At 46.4% G+C, this 22,378-nt stretch carries 20 protein-coding genes, 1 tRNA gene and 4 pseudogenes; 19 read left to right on the top strand and 6 right to left on the bottom strand.

Annotated features, from left to right (window positions below):
- The first annotated feature begins 60 nt into the window (after positions 1 to 60).
- From sucC to FCL46_RS24015, 12 genes are all read left to right on the top strand, one after another.
- Positions 61 to 1,221, top strand: a complete 1,161-nt coding sequence (gene sucC, locus FCL46_RS24070) for an ADP-forming succinate--CoA ligase subunit beta (protein WP_136810662.1) — start codon at positions 61 to 63, stop codon at positions 1,219 to 1,221.
- Between the two features lie 39 nt (positions 1,222 to 1,260).
- Positions 1,261 to 2,151, top strand: a complete 891-nt coding sequence (gene sucD, locus FCL46_RS24065; protein WP_136810663.1) for a succinate--CoA ligase subunit alpha — start codon at positions 1,261 to 1,263, stop codon at positions 2,149 to 2,151.
- Positions 2,152 to 2,300: 149 nt separating this feature from the next.
- Entirely contained in the window at positions 2,301 to 3,308 is a 1,008-nt protein-coding gene (locus tag FCL46_RS24060; RefSeq protein ID WP_136810664.1) for a DctP family TRAP transporter solute-binding subunit, read from the top strand.
- 191 nt (positions 3,309 to 3,499) lie between these two features.
- A complete protein-coding gene (locus FCL46_RS24055) occupies positions 3,500 to 4,057 on the top strand; it encodes a TRAP transporter small permease (RefSeq protein ID WP_136810665.1) in 558 nt (185 codons plus the stop codon).
- Position 4,058: 1 nt separating this feature from the next.
- Entirely contained in the window at positions 4,059 to 5,333 is a 1,275-nt protein-coding gene (locus FCL46_RS24050; protein ID WP_136810666.1) for a TRAP transporter large permease, read from the top strand.
- A gap of 9 nt (positions 5,334 to 5,342) precedes the next feature.
- On the top strand, positions 5,343 to 6,194 hold the full coding sequence (locus FCL46_RS24045) for a shikimate dehydrogenase family protein (protein ID WP_136810667.1): 852 nt from the start codon (positions 5,343 to 5,345) through the stop codon (positions 6,192 to 6,194).
- Between the two features lie 78 nt (positions 6,195 to 6,272).
- On the top strand, positions 6,273 to 6,923 hold the full coding sequence (locus tag FCL46_RS24040) for a GntR family transcriptional regulator (RefSeq protein WP_136810668.1): 651 nt from the start codon (positions 6,273 to 6,275) through the stop codon (positions 6,921 to 6,923).
- A 237-nt stretch (positions 6,924 to 7,160) separates the two neighbouring features.
- A complete protein-coding gene (locus FCL46_RS24035; protein WP_136810669.1) occupies positions 7,161 to 8,546 on the top strand; it encodes an NB-ARC domain-containing protein in 1,386 nt (461 codons plus the stop codon).
- A gap of 99 nt (positions 8,547 to 8,645) precedes the next feature.
- Complete coding sequence (aroB, locus tag FCL46_RS24030; protein WP_167506094.1) at positions 8,646 to 10,250, top strand: 3-dehydroquinate synthase; 1,605 nt, start codon at positions 8,646 to 8,648, stop codon at positions 10,248 to 10,250.
- A gap of 122 nt (positions 10,251 to 10,372) precedes the next feature.
- A tRNA-Leu gene (locus tag FCL46_RS24025) sits at positions 10,373 to 10,459 on the top strand.
- 152 nt (positions 10,460 to 10,611) lie between these two features.
- The gene (locus tag FCL46_RS24020) at positions 10,612 to 11,679 is read left to right on the top strand and encodes a tyrosine-type recombinase/integrase (RefSeq protein ID WP_167506095.1); all 1,068 of its coding nucleotides are present in this window, start codon (positions 10,612 to 10,614) and stop codon (positions 11,677 to 11,679) included.
- A gap of 34 nt (positions 11,680 to 11,713) precedes the next feature.
- The gene (locus FCL46_RS24015) at positions 11,714 to 11,926 is read left to right on the top strand and encodes a helix-turn-helix transcriptional regulator (protein ID WP_136810672.1); all 213 of its coding nucleotides are present in this window, start codon (positions 11,714 to 11,716) and stop codon (positions 11,924 to 11,926) included.
- A gap of 119 nt (positions 11,927 to 12,045) precedes the next feature.
- Here the strand turns inward: FCL46_RS24015 and FCL46_RS24010 are convergent, their stop codons facing one another.
- From FCL46_RS24010 to FCL46_RS24000, 3 genes are all read right to left on the bottom strand, one after another.
- On the bottom strand, positions 12,046 to 12,639 hold the full coding sequence (locus FCL46_RS24010; protein WP_136810673.1) for a hypothetical protein: 594 nt from the start codon (positions 12,637 to 12,639) through the stop codon (positions 12,046 to 12,048).
- Positions 12,640 to 13,242: 603 nt separating this feature from the next.
- Entirely contained in the window at positions 13,243 to 13,596 is a 354-nt protein-coding gene (locus FCL46_RS24005) for a recombinase (protein ID WP_136810674.1), read from the bottom strand.
- Between the two features lie 15 nt (positions 13,597 to 13,611).
- Positions 13,612 to 13,956, bottom strand: coding sequence for a hypothetical protein (locus FCL46_RS24000; protein ID WP_167506091.1), 345 nt, complete (start codon positions 13,954 to 13,956; stop codon positions 13,612 to 13,614).
- On the opposite strand from FCL46_RS24000, the pseudogene FCL46_RS23995 reads away from it, so the two are divergent.
- The 3 pseudogenes from FCL46_RS23995 to FCL46_RS28985 form a co-directional block, all read left to right on the top strand.
- Positions 13,915 to 14,022: pseudogene (locus FCL46_RS23995) on the top strand (IS3 family transposase); the annotation flags it as partial. The gene FCL46_RS24000 and the pseudogene FCL46_RS23995 overlap by 42 nt on opposite strands.
- Before the next feature lie 37 nt (positions 14,023 to 14,059).
- Positions 14,060 to 14,351 (top strand): annotated as a pseudogene (locus tag FCL46_RS28990) (transposase); the annotation flags it as partial.
- 83 nt (positions 14,352 to 14,434) lie between these two features.
- A pseudogene (locus tag FCL46_RS28985) lies at positions 14,435 to 14,665 on the top strand (IS5 family transposase); the annotation flags it as partial.
- A 301-nt stretch (positions 14,666 to 14,966) separates the two neighbouring features.
- Here the strand turns inward: FCL46_RS28985 and FCL46_RS23985 are convergent.
- Both FCL46_RS23985 and FCL46_RS23980 read right to left on the bottom strand, forming a co-directional pair.
- The gene (locus FCL46_RS23985) at positions 14,967 to 18,080 is read right to left on the bottom strand and encodes an efflux RND transporter permease subunit (RefSeq protein WP_136810678.1); all 3,114 of its coding nucleotides are present in this window, start codon (positions 18,078 to 18,080) and stop codon (positions 14,967 to 14,969) included.
- Positions 18,077 to 19,174, bottom strand: coding sequence for an efflux RND transporter periplasmic adaptor subunit (locus tag FCL46_RS23980; RefSeq protein ID WP_217909514.1), 1,098 nt, complete (start codon positions 19,172 to 19,174; stop codon positions 18,077 to 18,079). The genes FCL46_RS23985 and FCL46_RS23980 overlap by 4 nt, the downstream gene beginning before the upstream one ends.
- 195 nt (positions 19,175 to 19,369) lie before the next feature.
- Here FCL46_RS23980 and FCL46_RS28980 point away from each other — a divergent pair, with 195 nt between their 5' ends.
- The 4 genes and pseudogenes from FCL46_RS28980 (at position 19,370) to FCL46_RS23965 (ending at position 21,450) form a co-directional block, all read left to right on the top strand.
- Positions 19,370 to 19,528, top strand: a complete 159-nt coding sequence (locus FCL46_RS28980) for a hypothetical protein (RefSeq protein WP_420811250.1) — start codon at positions 19,370 to 19,372, stop codon at positions 19,526 to 19,528.
- Between the two features lie 200 nt (positions 19,529 to 19,728).
- Positions 19,729 to 20,267 (top strand): annotated as a pseudogene (locus FCL46_RS23975) (YeeE/YedE thiosulfate transporter family protein).
- 3 nt (positions 20,268 to 20,270) lie between these two features.
- Complete coding sequence (locus FCL46_RS23970; protein ID WP_136810679.1) at positions 20,271 to 20,795, top strand: DUF6691 family protein; 525 nt, start codon at positions 20,271 to 20,273, stop codon at positions 20,793 to 20,795.
- Positions 20,796 to 21,045: 250 nt separating this feature from the next.
- Positions 21,046 to 21,450, top strand: coding sequence for a thiol-disulfide oxidoreductase DCC family protein (locus tag FCL46_RS23965; RefSeq protein ID WP_136810680.1), 405 nt, complete (start codon positions 21,046 to 21,048; stop codon positions 21,448 to 21,450).
- Between the two features lie 392 nt (positions 21,451 to 21,842).
- Here the strand turns inward: FCL46_RS23965 and FCL46_RS28090 are convergent, their stop codons facing one another.
- The gene (locus FCL46_RS28090) at positions 21,843 to 22,124 is read right to left on the bottom strand and encodes a P-type ATPase actuator domain-containing protein (RefSeq protein WP_217909513.1); all 282 of its coding nucleotides are present in this window, start codon (positions 22,122 to 22,124) and stop codon (positions 21,843 to 21,845) included.
- Between the last annotated feature and the right edge of the window lie 254 nt (positions 22,125 to 22,378).

Raw genomic sequence — 22,378 nt, 5'->3', positions numbered from 1 at the left:
TTGGCTCTATATTCTCGGGGCAGACGGTTTTAAATATTTCTTATCAACATATAGAGAAACATGAAAATTCACGAGTATCAGGCAAAAGAACTTTTTCGACAATATTCCATCCCGGTTCCTGAAGGTACAGTTGCCTTGAGTGTTGATGAGGCTGTTGAGGCCGCTTGCGGGCTGAATGGGTATCCGGTAGTGGTCAAAGCTCAGATACATGCGGGTGGCCGGGGCAAAGGCGGTGGAGTAAAGCTCGCCGGCTCTGAAACTGAGGCACGGCAACATGCCGATGCGATTCTTGGGATGACCCTGATTACGCCACAGACCGGAGCAGAAGGGCAGCTGGTTCAGCGACTGCTCGTTGAGGCTGGCCAGAATATCAAAGAGGAACTCTACCTCAGTCTGTTGGTGGACCGTGAAACAGCTTCTGTCATCATTATGTGCTGTCGGGAAGGCGGCATGGATATCGAAGAATTGGCTGAGATGAACCCTGAGAAGATCATCACTGTTAATGTGTCTCCTTCACTCGGTGTGCAGGGGTATCACCTTCGTGAACTGATCTTCGGCCTCGGTTTACCTAAAGAAGTACGCAAGGAGTTCAGTGAGCTTGTAAGCAAACTTTTTACCCTCTTTGTTGAGTGTGACTGCTCGTTAGTCGAGATTAATCCTCTGATCCTTACAGCAGATGACAGGGTTATCGCTCTGGATGCCAAAGTTGACCTGGATTCCAACGGATTGTTCAGGCACCCGACGCTACTTAACTATCGCGACACAGCAGAGGAAGATCCTCTTGAGGTCGAGGCATCCGTGCACAACCTGAACTATATCAATCTTGATGGCAATGTGGGCAACATCGTCAATGGCGCCGGACTTGCCATGGCGACAATGGATATCATCAAGCAGGCAGGTGCTGAACCGGCCAACTTTATGGATGTCGGTGGCGGCGCGACAGCTGAAATGGTTGAAAACGGCCTGCGTATTATCTTGAGAGACCAGAAGGTGAAGGCTGTTTTGATCAATATCTTCGGCGGAATTCTGCGCTGCGATGTTTTTGCTGAAGGTGTTGTTAAAGCTGCCACAGCTATTGGCCTGAATGTCCCTGTGGTTGTCCGGATGGAAGGGACAAACGTTGAAGAGGGCAAAAGGATCCTGAACGAATCCGGCCTGAACCTCATAACTGCGGTTGATCTGCAGGATGCCGCGGCTAAGATTGCCGAGGCTGTCAACTGAGACGCTAACTGATTAACACCTAACGATCCGGAGACTGTTGTGAGTATTTTTATAGATAGCGAAACACGAGTGGTAGTGCAGGGTATTACAGGCAGGGAAGGACAGTTTCACACCAGGCAGTGCATCGAATACGGCACCCGAATTGTGGCTGGCGTCACGCCGGGAAAAGGTGGTCAGATGATGGATGATGTACCTGTTTTCAATACCGTTCGCGAGGCGGTTGCTGCAACAGGGGCTAATGCTTCAATGATATTTGTCCCTCCTGCTTTTTGCGGCGATGCCATAATGGAAGCGGCCGATAGCGGTGTTGACCTTATTGTCGCTATCACCGAGGGCGTGCCGGTAATGGATATGCTGCGGGTGAAAGACTATCTGGCGTCAAAGGACTGTCGTTTGATCGGTCCGAATTGCCCGGGAATAATAACTCCCGGGGCCTGCAAGATAGGTATCATGCCTGGTAAAATCCACAAACCCGGTGGACCTGTGGGCGTAGTGTCCAGATCAGGAACACTGACCTATGAAGTGGTCGATCAGCTCACTAAACTGGGTATTGGCCAGACCAGTTGTGTTGGTATCGGCGGAGACCCGATAAATGGCACCAACTTCATCGATGTTTTGACAGCGTTTCAGGAAGATCTTGAGACAAAAGCCATTGTCATGGTGGGAGAGATCGGTGGCAATGCCGAAGAGCAGGCAGCCGAATTTATCAATACGCATGTGACTAAACCAGTTATCGGCTTTATCGCTGGCTTAACTGCACCGCCGGGCAGAAGAATGGGACATGCCGGTGCCATAATCACCGGTGGTAACGGCACAGGGCAAGCCAAATTAGCGGCGCTCAGGGAAAACGGCGTACATGTATGTGAAAATCTCGGAAATATTGGCAGAATCACCCGCGATATTCTCCGCGATAGTCACGTATCGTACTAATAAATTGTTCTTTTAGATGCATTAAGAGGTGATGAAATATAAAATAGATGATATTATCTAAAAATAGATGATGATTTGCGGTAGCACCGTTGCAAAGACAATCCAACAGCGTGAATTCACGTAAAGACAAACACAGATGGGAGGAGACCATGATTCGTTCAATTTTAGCCTTAGGTATTGCGGGAACCATAGCAGCTTTCAGTGCAAATGCCTTTGCCGGTCCAACGATCAAGTTAGGTCACGTCGATCCTGCAGAATGGCAGACTTCAAAGAAGGGCGCAGCTGGTATAATTTTCAAAAATATCGTGGAAGGTGAGACAGATATCTCTGTTGAGCTTTTTCCGGCGAAGTCTCTTGGCAATGAAGGGGATCTGGTTCAACAGGTTCAGGAAGGCACAACCCACATGGCAATTGTTTCCGGAGCCATGGCCAAAATTTGTAAACCTGTAGACGTATTGAACATTCCCTATACATTCTCCTCCCCTACAATTGCCTGGGACGTACTTGACGGCCCGTTTGGTAAAGAGCTTGGAGCGTTTTGTTTGGAAAAAACCGGTCTGAGGACCCTTGCCTACGGTGAAACAGGTTTTCGGAACTTCACCAACAATGTACGGGAAATCAAATCACCAAAAGATATGAAAGGCTTGAAGTTCCGCGTTCAGCCTATCCCTTTGTATGTTGAGATGGTGAAAGGACTTGGTGGTGAGCCTACCCCGATTGCATGGTCCGAGTTGCCGAATGCCTTGTCAACTGGTGTAGTTGATGGGCAGGAAAATCCTGTTGGCGTTATTTACAATAATAATCTCCATAAATTGCAGAAATATCTGGTGCTTGACGGTCATGTGTATGCTGCTGATTTCATCGTGATTAATGATGAGTTTTTTCAGTCACTGCCGGATAGCGATAAGGCAATCATCAACAAAGCTGCCCGCATTGCAGGTACAATGGGTCGCGCGATTCAGCAGTACAATACGGCTGAAGGCGTAACAAAAGTTGCCGCTGATGGTATGGCGGTGCATTCTCCAACAGCAGCCGAGATGGCTGAGTTCAAAAAGCTTGCGCAGCCTGCAGTTAAAAAGTGGCTTGCTGAAGAGCTTGGAGATGATGCTTCATGGATAACCAAACTTGACGCAGCTGTAGCTGAAGCTTCAAAATAAACAACAGTAGTCGTGTTTTGCCGACTGGGGCAGTTTTCACCGCTTACGCCTCAGTTGGCGTTGTTCTGCCCAGGAGTCTGTCCGAGAATGGTCTTTCTCTCAAAATCTTAGGAATGTATAAATAATTCCTACTCTCGGACAGCCTCCTAGCCTGCTCCAGCGACGATTTACATCACTTTGAGGTTCGTCCAATGCACCAGACTGTATTGAAAATTTCAACGTTCTTCTCCCGCCTCTTTGCAGGTGGCGCAGGTCTATCGATGTTCACGGTCTTCATGATAGTTTTCATTAACTCCATTCGCCGATACACCATTGGTAAGTCATTGGAGTGGGGTGAAGAAATGCCTGTTTTTATAGCAATATATGGGGTCATGTTCGGAGTTGCCTGGGCCTATCTGCAGGATCGCCATATCCGTTTTACTATTCTGGTAGGCTTTCTGCCGGAGTGGGCTACGCAAAAGCTGTACTTTGTGGTCGACCTGATCATGATAGCTACCGGAGGGCTGCTCACCTACTCAGGGTATCTGTTTACTGTAAAACGTGGCGGTCTTGAGTCTTCCGGGCTTATCAATCTCGCCAAAGACCTTCGTAGTTTGACCGGTTGGGGCGATATGATCTGGCTTGGTCATCTCTACCCGTATCAGGCAGCTATGATTATAGGAGGCGGGGCGCTGGCCATTGCGGCTCTTTTGAGATTGCTCATTCGCCTCTCACCCAGAGAAGTAGTTCAGATACGAGAGGAGGTTTGATATGGTCTATGTAATTTTAGGCAGTTTCCTTCTCATCGGAGTGCCGGTTGCCTTTTCGATAGTAGCAGCTTTGCTTTATTTTATGGCCGTTGGCGAATTTCCCTACAGTATACGGTTGGTTGCCACACAGATGTTTGGCGGCATAAAATCCTATCCTCTTCTGGCTATTCCTCTGTTTATCCTGGCGGGTGAGTTGATGAACGAATCCGGGATAACCAGTCGCATCATAGCTTTTGCCAGTATCCTGGTTGGGCGTTTTCGGGCCGGCCTTGCAATGGTTAACATCTGGGCTTCGGTAATATTTGCCGGTTTATCCGGTTCAGCTGTTGCAGACACCTCGGCCATTGGCAGGGTGTTTATCCCGGAAATGGAGAAAAAAGGGTATCCTCGTGATTTCGCGGCAGCTCTTACGGCAGCTTCGTCAGTCATCGGGCCCATTATTCCTCCGAGTATTCCTGTAATTATCTATGCACTTACAGTTACTGGGGTGTCGGTCCCTGCTCTATTTTTAGCAGGTGTCACGCCGGGCATTCTGCTGGCTATCTTTCTTTCTATTTATGTCATGATTTTTGCCGGTGATTACGAGAAGAAAGATTATGCGCAGGCCGATTGGGCGTCTCGCAGAAAGACCCTGATACAGGGGATAATACCCCTTTTTATGCCTGTATTTGTTGTTGGTACTATCTTGGCTGGTGTTGTTACACCCACAGAAGCTGCCAGTTTTGCAGTGGCGTATGCGATGGTTGTCGGTCTCTTTATCTTTCGCGAACTGAAGTTGACAGATTTACCAAAAATTTTTGCGAAATCAATGCGGGACAGCTCAGTTATTCTGATAGTCATATCGGCGGTTGCAGCAGCCAACTGGTTACTCACCTATAATCGGGTTCCGAATATGATCACCGATTTCGCCATGCATTACATGACTGCGAAATGGATGTTCCTTGTTTCAACCATGATTCTCTTTCTTGTTGTCGGTCTCTTTCTTGAAGGCATCGCAGCAATGCTGGTACTTGTGCCCATCTTACACCCAATTGCAACAAGCATGGGTGTTGATCCGACACACTTCGGTATCCTTGTCGTATTCAATCTTATGATCGGTCTGATTACACCGCCGATGGGGCTGTGTCTTTTTGTGGCGGACTCTGTGGCGAAGGTTGGTCTTGGCCGATTGTCGCGCCAGATATTCCCGCTGTTTCTGGTCGAATTATTGGTGCTTATCATCATCACTTTTGTTCCGATAACTGTTATCGGTTTACCACGTTTACTGGGGTATTAAGAGGAAGGTATGTCAAAGACAGTTAAATTAGGATTGTTGGGTAATGGCATCAGTCGAACCCGTGCAAAAGTGCTGCATGAGTTACTGGGAGAGATGTACGGACTGCAGGTGACCTATCAGGTTATGGATCTTGGAGAACACCCAACTCCTGTATCCATCTCGGATGAGCTTAAGCGTTGTAGTGGTGAAGGTTTTCGCGGGGTAAATGTCACGCATCCATATAAACAGGATGCATTTAAGACAGTTACTCTGCTGGATCATTTTCCGACCGGTTTGACCTCAGTTAACACAGTATTGTTTGAATCAGAAAAAATGGTGGCAGACAATACCGATTATTCAGGGTTTTACGATGCATTTGTCAATCAGTTTGGTAGTAATTATTCGCCTGGACGGGTTCTTATGCTCGGGGCCGGTGGAGTTGGTGTTGCAATAGCCTTTGCATTAAAACAACTGGCATTAACCGAACTGGTTATTTATGATTTAGAGCCGGGTGTTGCAGAAAAGCTTGTAAGTCAGCTCTGTTATCACGACATTCCGGCGAAGGTGGCCGGAGACGATCTGGTGGCGGAGATGCTGGGTGCTGACGGGCTGATCAATGCAACGCCTGTAGGAATGTTTCAATATCCGGGTAATCCGTTTCCGCAGGAAGGGTTTCGATCTCAAAATTGGGCGTTTGATGCTGTTTACACACCAGTAGAAACAGCATTTATTCGACAATGTGAAGATTGCGGGATTTCAACCTTGTCGGGCTTTCGGTTGTTTCTTTATCAGGGATTGAACGCCTTTGAGCGTTTTACCGGAATTACACCGGATGCAAGCACTGTTGAATCGGAGTTTCTTAAGAGGTATCCGCTGGAATAGGTTCTGGCTTGCCACTCGAACTGTTCCAGAACGTACATCACTGATTTTTTTTGTACGCAACACAATTGAAGTGAAAATATGATACAGAAAAACACAAGCGGCCTTTATGAGGCACTGAAAACTGACATCCTTATGGGGCATCACGCTCCGGGGAGCAAGCTGAAGATCGAGATGCTCAAAGAGCGTTACGGCATGGGGGTCAATGTGATCAGGGAGAGCCTGGCACGTCTGGCCACCGAAGATCTGGTCGACTCGGAGGACCAGAAAGGTTTTCGGGTGGCCCAGACCTCTTCTGCCCGTCTGAGTGATTTGACCCGTATGCGTGTCCTGCTCGAAACTGATGGCGTGAAACATTCTATACAAAACGGCGGGATCGACTGGGAGAGTAATCTGGTCGCTGCGCACCAGAAGCTTGCCTACGTTGAGGAAAAAATGCGTCTGGATGAGGAGGCACATTGCAAGATATGGCACCAGTGTGATTGGGAATTCCACGCGGCTCTTATAGCTGATTGTGGTTCTCAGCTTCATAGCATTTATCATCAGCGGGTTTTCGACCAGTTTCGACAGTATGTAATGGTCGATCTCAAGACAAACGGTTTTCGTGGAAATGATATCATCGAAGAGCACCAGCTCATAGTCGATGCAGCGCTTGCGCGTGATTATGAGCGCTGTGCAAAGGCTCTGGAGGATCACCTGAGCTTTTATCATTTTCACAAACCGAACTCATAGCCTGGATTTCTGATCAATACAATTTTTCGCAGGCCGAGGCACAAGCCACGCTGCAGTTACCTCATGATGCAAATCCCCGGACATAGGTAACGTCAAAGACTGCATGCCCTGACTGCGAAATAGCAGCCAGGGCATGTGTGCTTTTTGGGGTGCACTATTCTTTTGCATGAAGTGTCACAGGTGTCCATTTTTTTCACATGGTATCAACTCCATTCCTGATAACGACATGGGATAAATATGACTGAACAACTGCAGATATATATTTCCAAGATACATGAAGCGCCGCGACCTCCAGGCAAGCTGATAGGCAGACAGGCAGAACTGGATTCTCTGATAATGGGTCTTGCTGAGGGAGGTAGACGTGAATTTTCTGCAGGCAGGGTAGCTCTGATTAGCGGTGAGGATGGGGTTGGAAAGACAGAACTTGCTCTACTTGCGGCAGAGAAGATGCAAAAAAAATTCTCTGATGGACAGATGATCATTCGCTGCTCTGAGATCGTGGAGAATCTTTCTGATGCTTTGCAGATCTTTCAGGCGGTTATCCATACAATTGATCCGCTGGCTCGATTATCTAACGATATTACAGAGCTTCATAGACAATACATCTCTCTTCTTGAAGGCAGGAAACTACTTATTATTGCCGATCAGGTTACGGATTCTACAGATATTGCATCGCTGATTCCCCCTGCGGGTTGCGCAATGATAGTTACAAGTCGTCTGCCGATAAATTTACCTGATGCCTGTTGTGTAAAACTTGGCAACCTCTCGCTGGCAGATTCCAGGCAGCTTTTTACCTTACTGTTTCCAAATGCAGAACCTGATGGTGTTGAGCAGGCCATAGTGCGGGAGAGTTCTCCTCTGTTTGTACATTTATTCGCTGCTCTATGTTCGATATGTAGTGAAACCGAAGACTGGAATCCTTCACGCATGGTGAGTCTGATAGATGGATTTCAATCAGCGAACAGAGAAGAGCAGCCCTCTATAGTAGATCATTTGTTAAAAATGTTGTTTGAGAAACTTCCCACTGCGACACTCATGACGTTTTGTAATTGTTCAGTGTTTTCAGATAGTTTTACGCTTGATGCTGCCGGCTGGGTAGTTTCGGATGAACCGGATGAGCGGGTGGATGTGCAGCAACAGCTCGAATTACTCTGTCGACTTAACCTGCTGGTTTATGATACTATCTCTGCCCTGTACACTATGCATGTGGATGTACGCAAGTTCGCGCGGAAATGCCTGACAGGCAGTAATGCTGCAAATTGGCGGCATGCGTATTATTATACATGTATCGCAGAAGATTGCGCTCTCCTCTCTGAAGGTGGAGGTCTTGACGGCCTGCTACTGGGAGGATTGCTCATTGACAACTGTCTGAGTCACGTAAAACAGTCTTTGGAGTGGTTGCTCCGGCAAGACACTGATCGCGGAAGCGAAGATACGTTTTTACACGGTCGTTTTGCTGTGTGGGAGACGTTCGGCAGGATACGTTTTTATCCTGAAAACGAGCTGATCCCGCAAATTACAGCGGCTCTTCATACGGCAGAGCGGAAGAACGTCAGGGATATGGTTCAACCATTATCTGATGAACTGGAAAGTGCTTTGAATTGCGTGAGGAGAAACGTGTGAAATACTAAACGGATCTATCGCACAGCAAGGCTATGCATTTATGCATAGGCCAGCTTCCGGGGCATACGACAGTCAAACTGATAACACGCTATGAGAGTTATGCAGAATAAGGATAAAAAAAATATAGTCCTGACTGGCTTTATGGGTACCGGGAAGACCACCGTAGGGAAAAAGATCGCTGCCCAGCTGAACCGGGAATTTATTGATACTGATGACCTCATTCAGGAGCGACAGGGGATCTCTATTTCTGAGATATTTCGCCAGCATGGTGAGGCCGCCTTCAGGCAGATGGAGTCAGATATTGCCAAGGAACTTGGCAAACGGGAGGGACTTGTTATTTCAACAGGTGGCCGACTGATGCTGGACCCGGCCAATGTGGAAGCGCTCAGCAGGGACGGCAGGGTTTTCTGTCTGATTGCCACACCGCAGGAAATTTTATCCCGCATAGAAAGTGACAATGAGCATAAACGACCACTACTTGAGGTGCCTAATCCTGGCGAACTGGTGATTGAACTCTTAAAAGAGCGGCAGAAGGGATATCATCGTTTCCAGAAGATTGTCACCAACGACAAACAGCCGGATGAAGTAGCAGATGATCTACTGGAAATTTTCCAGGATGATCCGAAGCGATTCTCCATTGATCACCCGGCTCAGCCATATGAATATGTGGTGGGAAGCGGTATTTTGCCGTTCATTCGTCAGTTGGCAGGCGTAACCGGAACAATCGTTGTGATAACCGACACTGCAGTTCAGGAACTTTACGGCCTGAGTTGTGGGGACGTTGATCACGTTATTGCTATACCGGTTGGTAATGAACGCAAAACACTGGCTACAGTTCAGACTATTTATGAGCAGCTCATTGAGATCGGCTTTGACCGTTCAGGAACAATAGTCGCATTAGGTGGCAGCCTGGTTGGTGATATTGCCGGCTTTGTTGCGGCAACCTATATGCGGGGCGTAAACCTGATCCAGTGTCCGACTAGCCTGCAGGCTATGGCGGATACCAGCATTGGCGGCAAGACCAGTATTGATCTGCCGCAGGGAAAAAACCTGATTGGTGTCTTCAAGCAGCCCTCAATGGTGATTGCAGACGTTGCAACGCTTCAAACACTCCCGGCAGAGGCATTCAGCTCAGGTATGGCTGAGGTCATCAAACATGGTTTGATTGCAGATTCTGACCTGCTGGAAAAGGTAGAAAACGGCAACTGGCACCATGAAGCTGGTACACTTTTCACCTCACTCTTTGATGTTCAGGCTCTTGTGGCGCAGGCGATTCAGGTGAAAATCGCCATTGTGCAGGAAGACCCCTTTGACCATGGTCGGCGTTTTTTCCTGAATTTTGGTCATACCTTCGCCCATGCGATCGAACAGGTGAGTGGATACTCTATCTGCCATGGCAAAGCTGTTGCAATGGGTATGGTGGCCGCTGCGAATCTGTCAGCCCGGTTGGGGCATTGCTCTGCTGATCTACAGGAATCTATCGAAGAAAAATTAAAAAAGGTTAATTTGCCGATTCGTATCCCTTATCTTTCAAGTCAGTTACTGCTTAAAGCGATGGAGAACGATAAAAAGAGGGTAGGTGATATAATCCGTTTTGTTATCCCCAGCAGAATAGGCCAGGTATTTGTTGCCGATGATGTCGATCAACCAGCGATTCTGGCAACACTTCAGGAAATCACCGATAGTAACGGCCAGACTGAATAGCACACAGTACGCAATTGGAATGGAATTTTAAAAGCAACCTGCAGTAAAAAGGAATTGTCTTGAGGAAAGACTCTGCTTTCTTCTTGACTGCAAAGGAAATAATACGGTATAAGGACTGCTACGCCGGAGTGGTGAAACTGGTAGACGCACTGGACTCAAAATCCAGCGGGGGCAACTCCGTGTCGGTTCGATTCCGACCTCCGGCACCAGTTGATTTTAGGGCTTTATCCTTGTAATATAAGGATAAAGCCCTTTTTTTATGCTTATTGGGTTTTCCTCACCTTTTGCTATCTTTTGCTGTTTAGTGCTATCTTTTTCTGAATTAGTGGAACAAAAATGGAACATTTTTGGAGCAAAAAATATGGCCAGACTCACAAAGAGAAAAAAGAAGAATGGCTGGAGTCACATTGCAACGATTCGTATCAAGGGCTATCCATCGGTCAGTCGGACTTTTGATACGAAGGGTGAAGCATTAGCATGGGCTGTCAAAACCGAAGAGAGCATAAAAGCCAAAAAGTATAACGATCCGCGATTGGCAATGAGTGTTAGCTTCAGCCAGGCTGTACAAAAATATCTCGAAACAATTTCCTGTAACAAAGCGGTAACTACCCATATGCGAGAGAAGGCTTCTGCGGCTAGACTCGTTGAGCACATTGGAACAGAAACGCCGTTTGGTTCGATCTCTACTGCTATTGTGGCGCAATACCGCGACACGAGGTTGCAAGAGGTCTCAGCCTATTCAGTCCGACAAGAGTTGGCTTTACTCTCACATCTTTTCACCAAAGCTAAAAAAGAATGGGGAATTCCTGTTGAAAATCCGGTGTCCGGTATAGAGCGGCCTGCTCCACCTCGTGGAAGGACCCGCTTTTTGACAGAAGATGAAGCTTCCAAGCTGCTGGAAGCTTGTCGTAAAGCCAGAAACAAGAGTCTCTACTATTATGTTTTAACGCTCTTACATACTGGGATGAGGGCATCTGAAGCAGCTGGTTTGTATTGGCGACAAATTAATTTCAAGAAAAGAGTAGTTTATCTATCTGATACTAAGAATAAAGATCCCCGCTGGGTTCCTTTAACCAAGGGGCTTGTTGCCGAATTATCTAGCTTGAGAGAACTCACTGGAGGACGTGATGAGAACATGGTCTTCTTAAACGAGGGGCAACTACAGTCAGATAGAGTCAAAGCGAGGCCAGGAATAAAATTCAGGGAAGCCTTTGATGCTGCCAAAAAACGGGCTGGCTTACCTGACATACACATGCACGACCTTCGTCACACTGCGGCCAGTCATTTGATCATGGCCGGAGTTGATATTCGTACTCTCGCTGATATTTTAGGTCACAGAACTTTGCAGATGGTGCAGCGTTACACGCATTTGCTTCATGACCATAAGTTGGTAGCCATCGATAAAATAGGTAAGCTTGGACGAGGCTAAGAGTAAATAGATTCACCATCAAGGAGATAATACCATGACAGTGAATAGTAGAATTATACGACTGCCAGAGGTGAAAAATCTTACCGGAATATCACGGTCCCAAATTTATGAGCTAATCAAAAAAGATAAATTTCCTAAGCAAATAAATCTTGGCGCTCGGGCTGTCGGGTGGGTGGAGTCTGAAGTTCAAGAATGGATTCAGCAGCGTATAGCAGATCGGGATCAAAACGCTTCAGGTTATCTGTAATTTGGGGAGATCTCGAAATAATATTTTTTTGGAAATGGACCCTATACGCATCATGCTTCATGAAAAATATGACGAAAAGTCAAATTTAAGTTATTTAGAAATTATATGTTACCTCTACTTTATCGAACTAGAGATTCTTTGACTGCACGATCTGTTAAGATTTTTTGAAGCTGTACTTTATATGCTTTTATAATAGCATCTTGCGGAGATTGGTTTCCTGACAATTTAGCCGCATTTCTAGATTTGAAGTTCTTTTCTAATACTTTTCCTACTCCTGGCTTGTAGATGTAAGTATTCGTATTTGTGTTAAAATTAAGAACCGGTGCCAGCCCAATACTCATGTCAATAAACCACTCATTAAGATCGAAAAGCATAAGGGCCGATGCTTGATTATCTTCTAGGATATTTTTTGCATCAACTTCTGATGGGACCTTATCGAGATATACAACTTCACTATAATACCATCCAGCAATTCTGAAACTATTTACTATCCTGTGTTCAAGCCACTGTGACAAAGATCTCATTCTATCTTCATCCTCAGTTGCTAGAACACGAGCAACATCCCAATCAAGTTGAGTAAGACCGAAATTTGCATGAGCTGTCCCTATAAATTCCTTAGGTTTTCCTGCTTTAATCCTCCATCTGTTATCAACTACAGATATTAGTACTTTCTCATGATCGGAAAAACTTAACTCAGGTAACTGTTCGTACAATGGGATTTGTCTTGCGCAACCGGTAAATAGGAATAGTAGAAAAATAATAATTGATAGTCGGAACCTGGACAACATCACACAAACCTCAACTAAATGGGAAAATTGATAAGAGATAGACTCCAACAGGTGAAGTGATAAGAAATCGCTTTACCAAGTGGGCCATGATTCTTGAATAACTTCTTCTACTAATCACAGTACCTTGTCAGCATTATCGAGGCAACTTATTTATTTATATTGGGGGTTTATGTGGTGTGTAGTAGTGCAGAGTGTTTCTCCACCGATTGCACAGTCTTTACGCCAATTTTCGCATGAAATTCCTTGTAAACTGATCTTGCAGCAATTTGACATCAACCGCTGAGTTTCTCGTAACTAAGTTGGGAAGGGGGCAAATCTTTGATTTGTTCATTTCAAAGATAATTCTTTTGCAAATTCGGTAATTCCTCACTATCTCAGAATTGAGAAATCTCCCTTGGTAACATTCATAATTTCTGCAAAGCTGCAATTTTACATTTAACTCTCAGGCTAGGGTGTTCAACTTGTATTGTCAGATTAAATCAAATATATAACGTGAAATATTTCAGAAAGCGTTTCGATTTCTACAGATCATTCCACCTTTTCCGGCTGATCTGTTTTCATAAATGCATCGATTTCTCGTGGCGTGTAATATCTAAATCGTATTCTCTTACTCAACCTCGCCGTATAGTCTGAGAAAGCCATAACAATCTCTCGTCCTTCAGCCATCAGCTCTTCTCCCTCTTCGTGTGATATACCGTCCATTTCACCTAGCCTGGCCTTGAAGTGTGCATACGCAATGTCAAATTGTCGAAGAATATCGAACATGGTTGAACCAAGGGGAGAATTGACTTTCAAGACCCGGGAGCCTCGCTCTTTGGCCATGTTGATTTTTTTCTCCTGGATTTCTTGCCAGGATGGTTTCGATCCACTTTTTTCGGCCATGTATGCCTCCTACGGTTAGGCTGAAATGATCTTTTTGTTCTTTTTGACTAGATATCTATGCCATATATCCAGAAAGTACACCGAGCCATACGGGATAATTGCGGCCACAAGCATAAGGATGGCAGTTTCTGTAGCCACGGGCAGCAGGTGAGGTTTAACCTCAAAGAACCCCGTATAGATACTCTGGGCCCTGGTCCCGAACTGCTGGGCAAGTTTCCAGATATTCTCCGGTGTGCTGATCCGGTAGAGTACGAGATATACAACGTACAAAAGGAAGGCTTTCAGCAGCAGGGACATTGCCCTTCTGACGAGTAGAGAATTGATTACATCGAGATGTTTTACAACAGTAGAAGGCTGCATTCGTATCTTGGCTATCTCAGCCCAAATGATTTTGAAAAAATGATGGAGCTAAAAGAGGCGGCCTAAGAAAAGTGTCAACTTTTACTTGACCACGTCAAACTCGAGCGAGGTCATTCCATTGGACGAACTTGCAGTTGGATACTATAAAAGTATGGATGCAACCAGAGGCCGTCCTGGAAAGGGTGCTCGCTTGGTTATCGGTGCTGTCATAATCAAACACAAGCTCAACCTCAGTGATGAGGAGACCGTACTTCCGATCCAGGAGAATCCATATCTGCGGTGGTTTGTTGGACTTTCCAGCTACAAAGACGAAGCCCCGTTCACCCCGAGCCTGTTTGTTACCATCCGCAGAAGAGTGGGCACGGCAGTTTTCGCTTCTTTTGAGCAAACGATTTTGGCTAGTATTGAGGAGAAGAAAGCCAGTCGTCAAAGTACCAATCAGCCCGAGGAAGAAAAGGCTGAGAACCAGGGGCAGATGGTGGTAGATGCCACTGTTGCTGAACTGGCTATTCGTTATCCCACAGATCTGAGTCTGTTGGATGAAGCACGAGAGGTGTCTGAGGCCATAATTGACGAGCTGTTTAAATTAAGTACCCGCAGGAAGAAACCCAGGACCTACCGTCAACAGGCGAGAAAGGACTATCTTGCTGTTGCCAAGAAACGAAAGGCTGGCATCAAGTTACGTCGGAAAAGTACAAAGCAGCAACTATGAGACCACTAAACGACCTTTGCTGATCTGTGCCCGGAATCGACCTCAATAAAAGATTTCGCCTTGAAATCGTTTGGTTCAAATGAATCTTATTTTGGATATTTGCTTCAATCACTGCACAGAGGATGATGTATTACCGACATATTCCCCAAGTATGAATATTTGCGAAGGAGACCTGATTTCCTGCTTATTGTTGCCAATGATCTTGGTTAAAAGGATATAGGCAGCTTTGGAGCTGAAAAAGGTGTTTAGTATACTGACTTCTATGTGTCGGTTCGTTGCTCTCTAAGACGTTTCTGTCTTATCTCCTCTTTTGCAATAGCTGCTGTTCTCGCTCCAGTTGTTGACTGCGGGCTCCTGGTGTCTCTGTTTTTCTTGCAAAGATACTGTACGCGACGGGGACTACATAGAGCGTGAAGATGGTGGCGGATAAGACTCCGGTCAGTACCACGACACCAATGACCATTCGTGTTTCTGCCCCTGCACCTGATGAGAGAATTAAGGGAACCGCTCCGGCTGCAGTGGTGATTCCTGTCATCATGATAGGCCTGAGCCGTACCTCAGAGGCGTACAGGATAGCTCTGAAAAAAGACATCTTTGCGATACGTTGCTGATTGATAAACTCAACAATAAGGATACCATTTTTGGCGGCGAGACCAATGAGCATGATTAGCCCTATCTGGCTGTAAATATTTAATGTATTTCCGGTTGAATACAGTCCAAGAAGTCCGCCGGCCATAGCCAGGGGCACGGTTAACATAATCACCAAGGGGTGGATATAGCTTTCAAACTGGGCGGCCAACACTAGAAAGACCACCAGTAATCCGAGCAGGAAAACAAAAAGAATGGATTGTGACGAACTCTTATAATCTCTTGAAATGCCTTTATAATCGATAATTACCTGTTCCGGCAGATTATCATTTACGAGATTTTCTAGATAATCAAGAGCATCTCCAAGCACCAGGTTGTCGGCCAGATTGGCCTGAAGGGTTATAGCCCGCACCCGGTTATACCGGTTTAGGTTGCTGGAGTCAGCAAACTCCTCTAAGGTGACAAGGTTGCCAAGGGGGACCAGCTCCGCTGTCCGTTCTGAACGTACATAAATAGCCTGGAGATCGGTAGGGCTCCGCTGACTTTTACGCTCACCCTCCATGATGACATCATATTCCTCACCTTCCTCAAGAAAAGTGGTAACCCGACGCGAGCCGAGCATGGTCTCGAGAGTCCTGCCGATATTTCCTACAGTTACCCCCAGTTCTGCCGCCCGAGTATAGTCAATATTGACCTGAAGCTGGGGTTTTGTTTCTTTATAATCCCAGTCAATCCCAACAAGGCCTGGATTGTTTTCTGCAATCTTGGCCAGCAGTGTATCGCGCCAGTTGGCAAGTTCAGCATAGGTGCCGCCACCGATGACAAACTGTACCGGTTTCTGGATTGACCCGCCAAAGCCCTGGCGCATTACCGGAAAGGCAAGGACTCCAGGGAGGTCTGCCATTAGGGACCGCACATCATCCATAATGGCCCAGGCGGAACGTCGCTCGCTCCAGCTGTTTAATGTAAAGATTACAATACCGCTATTGAAGTTGGAAAAATTTAAGAACGAGCGGGGTGTCCTCACCAGCAGCCTGTTGGCCTCGCCACTTTCAACAAAAGGTAGTAAGCGCCGTTCAATCTCATCCATATAATCTTGCATGTAGGAGAAGGTTGCACCTTCAGGCCCGTTGACCAAAACGAAGAACGCCCCACGATCCTCTTTTGGGGCATATTCACTGGGGATCTGCTGGAACAGCCAGACGGTGCCGCCGCACAGCCCCAAAAAAAAGGCAGCGACAAGCACTGGTCGTCTTAATGTGGTAAGCAGTGTATGTCGATAGAGTTTGCGAATAGATCGATAAAAGCGGTCAATACGGGCAGACGATTTGATCCTTGAAGTCTTTTTTTTCAGTAGCAGAGATGCCAGCATCGGCGATAGGCTGAGAGCCACAAGACTCGAAAAACTAACAGCTGCGGTCATAGTCAGAGCAAATTCAGAAAACAGACGACCGACATCTCCCTGCAGAAAGGCGATAGGCACAAAGACCGAAATCAATACCAGGGTTGTGGCAACAACGGCAAAACCAACCTGGCGGGTACCCAAGAAGGCGGCTACAAGCGGTGGTTCGTTATTTTCCTCGATCCGGCGATGGATATTTTCCAATACCACAATACCATCATCCACCAACAGGCCGATAGCCATAACCAGAGCCAGTAGGGTCAAAAGGTTAACGGAAAAACCAAAGACATTAAGAGCAATAAAGGTTGCAACCACAGAAACCGGAACAGTGATTGCCGGTACAATAGTCGCCCTTACATCTCCAAGAAACAGGAAAATTACCAGGATTACCAGACCGATTGCAATCAGCAGGGTTTTATATACTTCCTTAATGGCCCCTTCAATGAACACCGAAGTATCAAAACTCTGTTTTATTTCCATTCCTTTCGGTAGATTCGGGTTGAGCCTGATCATCTCTGCCTTGGCACTGCGGGCTACATCAATGGTATTTGCCGTTGACTGTTTGATGATTCCCAAGCCCACCATGGCCTCACCATTACCCCTGAAAAAGGTGCGGTTTTCAACGGTGCCCCGTTCCACCCGGGCGACGTCCAGCAGCCTGATGATATAACCGTCTTCACCCCGCTTTACTGCTAGACGCTGAAAATCCTTCGCGGTACGGAAGGCACGGTTAATCCGCACTGTCAGGCTTCGAGTTGATGATTCTATGGTCCCGGCAGGCAGTTCAATATTTTCGGAACGAATGGCGTTTTCGATATCGCTAACAGTAATATTCCTGGCGGCCATCTCACTGCCCTTGAGCCAGATGCGCATGGCAAAATCCTGAGCCCCCCCAATGCGGACCCTCGACACCCCATCAAGCACAGAAAAACGATCGACCAGGTAGCGATCTGCATAATCTGTTAATTCCGGAACATTGAGCCGGTCACTGGAGAGATTCATCCACATGATGACATCATGGTTGGAGTCAACCTTCTGAATTTCAGGAGGATCAGCCTCCACGGGGAGGTCGTCCACAATTGTTGAAATTCGATCCCGGATGTCATTGGCGGCCCCATCTATATTGCGGTCGGTGTTGAACTCGATCGTCACCACAGAGCGGCCATCTTCACTCTGTGAGCTTATCGAACGAATGCCTTCAACTCCGGCGATCCGCTCCTCAATGAGCTGGGTGATCTGGGTTTCAACAACATTGGCTGAAGCGCCGGGATAGAGGGTGTCCACACTGACCACCGGTGGATCAATATCGGGATATTCACGCAGGGGCAGGCGGTTAAAGGCTACCAGACCAAAAACTACCAACAAGAGAGAGAGGACTGAAGCGAAAACCGGTCTTTTGACAGAGATATCAGAGAGTATCATTTGGCCATGTCTCCCTGCTTCTGCCTAAGGAGCTCTCGAAGAGGTTCGCCTCCCTCTGCCGAGGCAATAACAGATACCGGCTGACCAGGTCTGACCCGCTGAGTTCCATGGATTATTACATATTCACCAGCCGTAAGACCTTCAACTATCTCGACCTCACCTGGGCGACGCACGCCAATCTGCACCTCGCGCTGCTCGGCGAGAGTTGGGGAAGCTTCAGGTTGTACAACAAGAACATTGTTGCTTTTACCAGACGGGATCAAGGCCTCTTCCGGAACGACCAGTCCATCTCGGGGGTTCTTTAATAGCGTTACCGTCATGAGAAGCCCGGGTTTCAAGAGCCGCTCCTCGTTTGCCAGGATAGCCCTGACCACAATTGCCCTGGTCGCGGGATCAATCCTGCTGTCAATGCTATCAATCTGCCCGTTAAAGACCCTCTCACCATAGGCTGACGATTTTGCTTCAATAACCAGTCCCTTGTGGATAGCAGCAAGATGTACAGAAGGAATGGTGAAATCAAGCTTCATGATGCTGTCATCATCCAGGGTCGTGATGCGATCACCCGGTTCGATAAGAGCTCCCACACTGATGTTGCGAAGTCCGACCACACCTGAAAAAGGGGCGATTATCAAACGATCCCGGAGCCGGGATTCTATACCCCGTAGCCTGGCTTGGGCGGTGTCGAGCTTACGCTGCTGTTCATCAAAAATCGCCGTTGCAGTGGCGCCTCTATTAGCTAGTGTTTCCAGGCGCTTGAACTGTTTTTTTGCTTCAGAAAGAGTCGACATCTCTTCTTCAAGCAGAGCGTGTTCTTCTGCACTGGTCATTTCAATGAGTATATCCCCCTTCTGAACGCGTTGCCCATCCTCAAAATGGATCGCAGTGATGGTATCCGTTATAGTAGCGGTAATCTCCACCGATTCCTTGGCCCGCAGGGTACCAAGCGCCTCCACCCGGTCAGTAAAACGACTGGTCTCTACTTTTTTTACTATTACCGGTACAGGCTGGGCTCCCTCCGCCTGAAATAGTGGAAAAGTGAGGGGCAATACGAGCAGAAGGAGCAAGATCGGGAGGTGCAGCACGACAGTTCTCATATAAAATACTCCTCGTAAACTTAGCCTTTCGGCGAAATCGGCGGTAGACTGCTACCAAGGGCAAGATTAGATACAATGAGTTGCAGTCACAATAGATACGAATAATCTGAATAGCAAACATCTGCAGATTGCATCGCTAGCCTTGGTTCATGATCTTTCCATGATCGCATCGATATAAATGAAGGGCTATCGCTGATGGCGATAGTTCGAAAAGTCATCAATCTTAATTATGACGAATTAGACTCAATGTATATTTTTGCAACTGGCATTGTGCTTATATCAAATGGTATCACATGTTTTTATGTTCACAAACTGCCTGATAAAGACCAAATAGAGCCACCTGAAAAAAAATAGTATCTTTTTGCATTTTAACTATCTGTATGTATTGCGGCTGGTATTGCGTATTGTTTGTACCATATTGTAGTTCTTGACTTTATTTTAGCAGGGAATAGACTTGAAAGTGCTTTCATAATTTTGTCCACAGGATCTGCAAACGGTACCTTTTGTTTAGTTTTAAATTACAAGAGGAAAACCATTTTCATGGAGGAAAGGCTATGAAGTCATTGCTATCGGCCAAACACTGGAGTCCATACCTCGCCGGAGCATTGGTGGGTGTTTTGGCAACCGTGACCGTCCTGGTCACTACAGCTATTCTTGACAAACCCAAATACCTGGGGGCCTCAACAACATTTGTGCGCGTTGCCGGACTGGCTGAACAAGTCGTTGCAACAGAGCATGTGAGCGCCAATGCGTATTTCCTTAAAACCAAGATCAAGGTTGACTGGCAAATGATGGTGGTAGCAGGTATTTTTCTAGGGGCCCTTCTGTCCGCACGTCTTGGCAATAGTAGCAAATATGAAACTGTTCCTCCTATCTGGAAAGAGAGGTTTGGACCCAGTTCTATGCTTCGCGGCATTTCAGCTTTTTCGGGTGGCGCCATTCTCCTTTTCGGTGCTAGGCTTGCCGGTGGTTGTCCAAGCGGCCATGGTCTTTCTGGCAACATGCAGCTGGCAGTCAGCGGTTTGCTTGCTCTGGTATTTTTTTACTTTCCGGTGTACTAACAGCCCGCCTTTTGTATGGGCGAGGGAGGTGACCCATGGAACTACTTCTCGGACTGACTACAGGTTGTGTTTTTGGATTTCTTCTCCAAAAAGGAGAAGTGTTGCGTTTTGAAAAACAGGTTGGCTTTATGTTGCTCAAAGATATGACTATCATAAAGTTCATGTTCAGCGCCGTTCTTGTCGGCATGGTTGGTATCTACGCCAGTCATAGTCTAGGCCTAATAAGCCTCAGCATCAAGGCTACCAATGTAGGGGCTATTGTCATTGGGGGCACCATCTTTGGAGTTGGCTGGGCTATTGCCGGTTTCTGTCCGGGCACCTCTGTGGGTGCACTTGCCGAAGGTCGTATTCATGCCTTGTGGGCAATAATAGGGATGATATTCGGGGCATCTGTTTATGCCGAAATCTTCCCGTTTCTATCCAAGAATGTGTTAACTTGGATGAATCTCGGAAAGATAAGCCTTCCGCAGGTCATGGGGCTTTCTCCTTGGATTGTAATTCTCGTCTTTTTATGCGTTGGCGCAGCTATGTTTTTTTTCTTTGAGAAAAAAGGCCTGTGACTACTATCTTTTTTGTCAACCACAACGAATTGAGAACCTTCAATTTTGCGTATTTCCTCTCACGGTTATATGATCATTGCTTATGATATCATTTACATAACAAGTATAATTTTACCCAATCGTTGAACCGGATTAGGCTGATAAAGTTATAGATGAATCTGAAGCGATATTCAGAGGCGAGAGAGGATTTGATCTTTTGAAATGAATTATGGTTTCAATCAGATAGAAAAATCTATTTTATAGAGTACAGGTGAAGAAGACAGATCAACCAATTATTATTTTTGACGGTGTATGCAATCTTTGTGAGTATTCTGTACAATTTATTGTCAAACATGACCGTCAAGCGAGGTTCAAATTTGTATCTGCCCAATCGGAGAGAGGGAAGGTTCTTCAGCGCAGATATGGTGTTGATACTCTACAAGATGGCACGGTTATTCTTCTCAAAGGTGACCAAATATACGTGAAGAGTGATGCTGCTGTGGAAATAGCAAGGGATCTCGATGGACTATGGCGATTCCTGTATGTTTTTAAATTTATTCTAAAGCCAGCAAGAGATTTCATCTATTCAATAATTTCAAAAAATAGGTATCGGTGGTTTGGTAAAAAAGATGAGTGTTTGATTCCAGATAATAATATAAAGGAAAGATTTCTATAAATTATATTTCATTATGGATTCACGATTCACAGAATTACCAACAACTGAGGATCAGACATACACTCAGTAGCAGTGGTTATTTGCCTCGAAATTCAACCTAATAGCGCAAGACGAAACCCTGCTCAAGACAGTTCGTCCTGACCTGCTTCCACGTTGTTACCCGCAACATGGAAAGAACCCTGCAGTTGGTAACCTGAACCATCAACATGATATGCATGATTCGCCCTCAGGACAGTGGTCACAGTCATTTCGTTACGCGTCAGTATACCTGTTTTATCTGAGCATATAACCGTGACTGAACCAAGGGTTTCAACTGCTGGAAGCCTGCGGATAATGGCATTTTTGCGTGCAATCCCCTGCACCCCTAGAGCCAGATGATTGTCGGCAATCCTTCAGGGATAGCGGCAACAGCCGGGGCTACGCTGGCAAAAAAACAGCTCTGTGAAGGAGTAGTCACGAAGTGCCAGGCCAAAACCCACTGTACACGCAGCAAGAATCAGAATTGCTCCCGTCAACCATTTGCTGAACTTGTCCATGCGCTGTGTTAACCTTGTTCTCAGAGGTTCTACTCCAGCAAGCATGGCACTGCCCCTGCCAAGTTCGGTTGATTCACCCGTTGCCACCACGACTCCACTACACTGACCAAAGCTGATAATGGTTCCAGAGAAAGCCATACAACTGCGATCACCTAGGAGGCTGTCCGACAATGGCTTTTGCCCAAAATCTTCGGATTTTTAAGAAAATAATGCTCGCAATATTAACTATATGGCTGTGCTTATTTTCTGAAAACTTCTCGATTTTGACCAAAACCCTAATTCTCGGACAGCCTCCTAGGAGGCTGTCCGACAATAATTAAAGAGAATAGTTAAATTGTTTTTATCGTAGCTGAATTTCCTAGCAAATGGCAAACAGGTTGAGATGGAATGCT

Origin of the sequence: Desulfosediminicola flagellatus (assembly GCF_005116655.2) — a bacterium.
Taxonomy (GTDB): Bacteria; Desulfobacterota; Desulfobulbia; order Desulfobulbales; family Desulfocapsaceae; genus Desulfopila; species Desulfopila flagellata.
This window is presented reverse-complemented; position numbering and strand designations above follow the sequence as displayed.

Coding starts and splice junctions, on each gene's coding strand:
- sucC (WP_136810662.1), top strand. CDS start 61: ATGAAAATTCACGAGTATCAGGCAAAAGAACTTTTTCGACAATATTCC.
- FCL46_RS24060 (WP_136810664.1), top strand. CDS start 2,301: ATGATTCGTTCAATTTTAGCCTTAGGTATTGCGGGAACCATAGCAGCT.
- FCL46_RS24055 (WP_136810665.1), top strand. CDS start 3,500: ATGCACCAGACTGTATTGAAAATTTCAACGTTCTTCTCCCGCCTCTTT.
- FCL46_RS24050 (WP_136810666.1), top strand. CDS start 4,059: ATGGTCTATGTAATTTTAGGCAGTTTCCTTCTCATCGGAGTGCCGGTT.
- FCL46_RS24045 (WP_136810667.1), top strand. CDS start 5,343: ATGTCAAAGACAGTTAAATTAGGATTGTTGGGTAATGGCATCAGTCGA.
- FCL46_RS24040 (WP_136810668.1), top strand. CDS start 6,273: ATGATACAGAAAAACACAAGCGGCCTTTATGAGGCACTGAAAACTGAC.
- FCL46_RS24035 (WP_136810669.1), top strand. CDS start 7,161: ATGACTGAACAACTGCAGATATATATTTCCAAGATACATGAAGCGCCG.
- aroB (WP_167506094.1), top strand. CDS start 8,646: ATGCAGAATAAGGATAAAAAAAATATAGTCCTGACTGGCTTTATGGGT.
- FCL46_RS24020 (WP_167506095.1), top strand. CDS start 10,612: ATGGCCAGACTCACAAAGAGAAAAAAGAAGAATGGCTGGAGTCACATT.
- FCL46_RS24015 (WP_136810672.1), top strand. CDS start 11,714: ATGACAGTGAATAGTAGAATTATACGACTGCCAGAGGTGAAAAATCTT.
- FCL46_RS24005 (WP_136810674.1), bottom strand. CDS start 13,596: ATGGCCGAAAAAAGTGGATCGAAACCATCCTGGCAAGAAATCCAGGAG.
- FCL46_RS24000 (WP_167506091.1), bottom strand. CDS start 13,956: ATGCAGCCTTCTACTGTTGTAAAACATCTCGATGTAATCAATTCTCTA.
- FCL46_RS23985 (WP_136810678.1), bottom strand. CDS start 18,080: ATGATACTCTCTGATATCTCTGTCAAAAGACCGGTTTTCGCTTCAGTC.
- FCL46_RS23980 (WP_217909514.1), bottom strand. CDS start 19,174: ATGAGAACTGTCGTGCTGCACCTCCCGATCTTGCTCCTTCTGCTCGTA.
- FCL46_RS28980 (WP_420811250.1), top strand. CDS start 19,370: ATGGCGATAGTTCGAAAAGTCATCAATCTTAATTATGACGAATTAGAC.
- FCL46_RS23970 (WP_136810679.1), top strand. CDS start 20,271: ATGGAACTACTTCTCGGACTGACTACAGGTTGTGTTTTTGGATTTCTT.
- FCL46_RS28090 (WP_217909513.1), bottom strand. CDS start 22,124: ATGGCTTTCTCTGGAACCATTATCAGCTTTGGTCAGTGTAGTGGAGTC.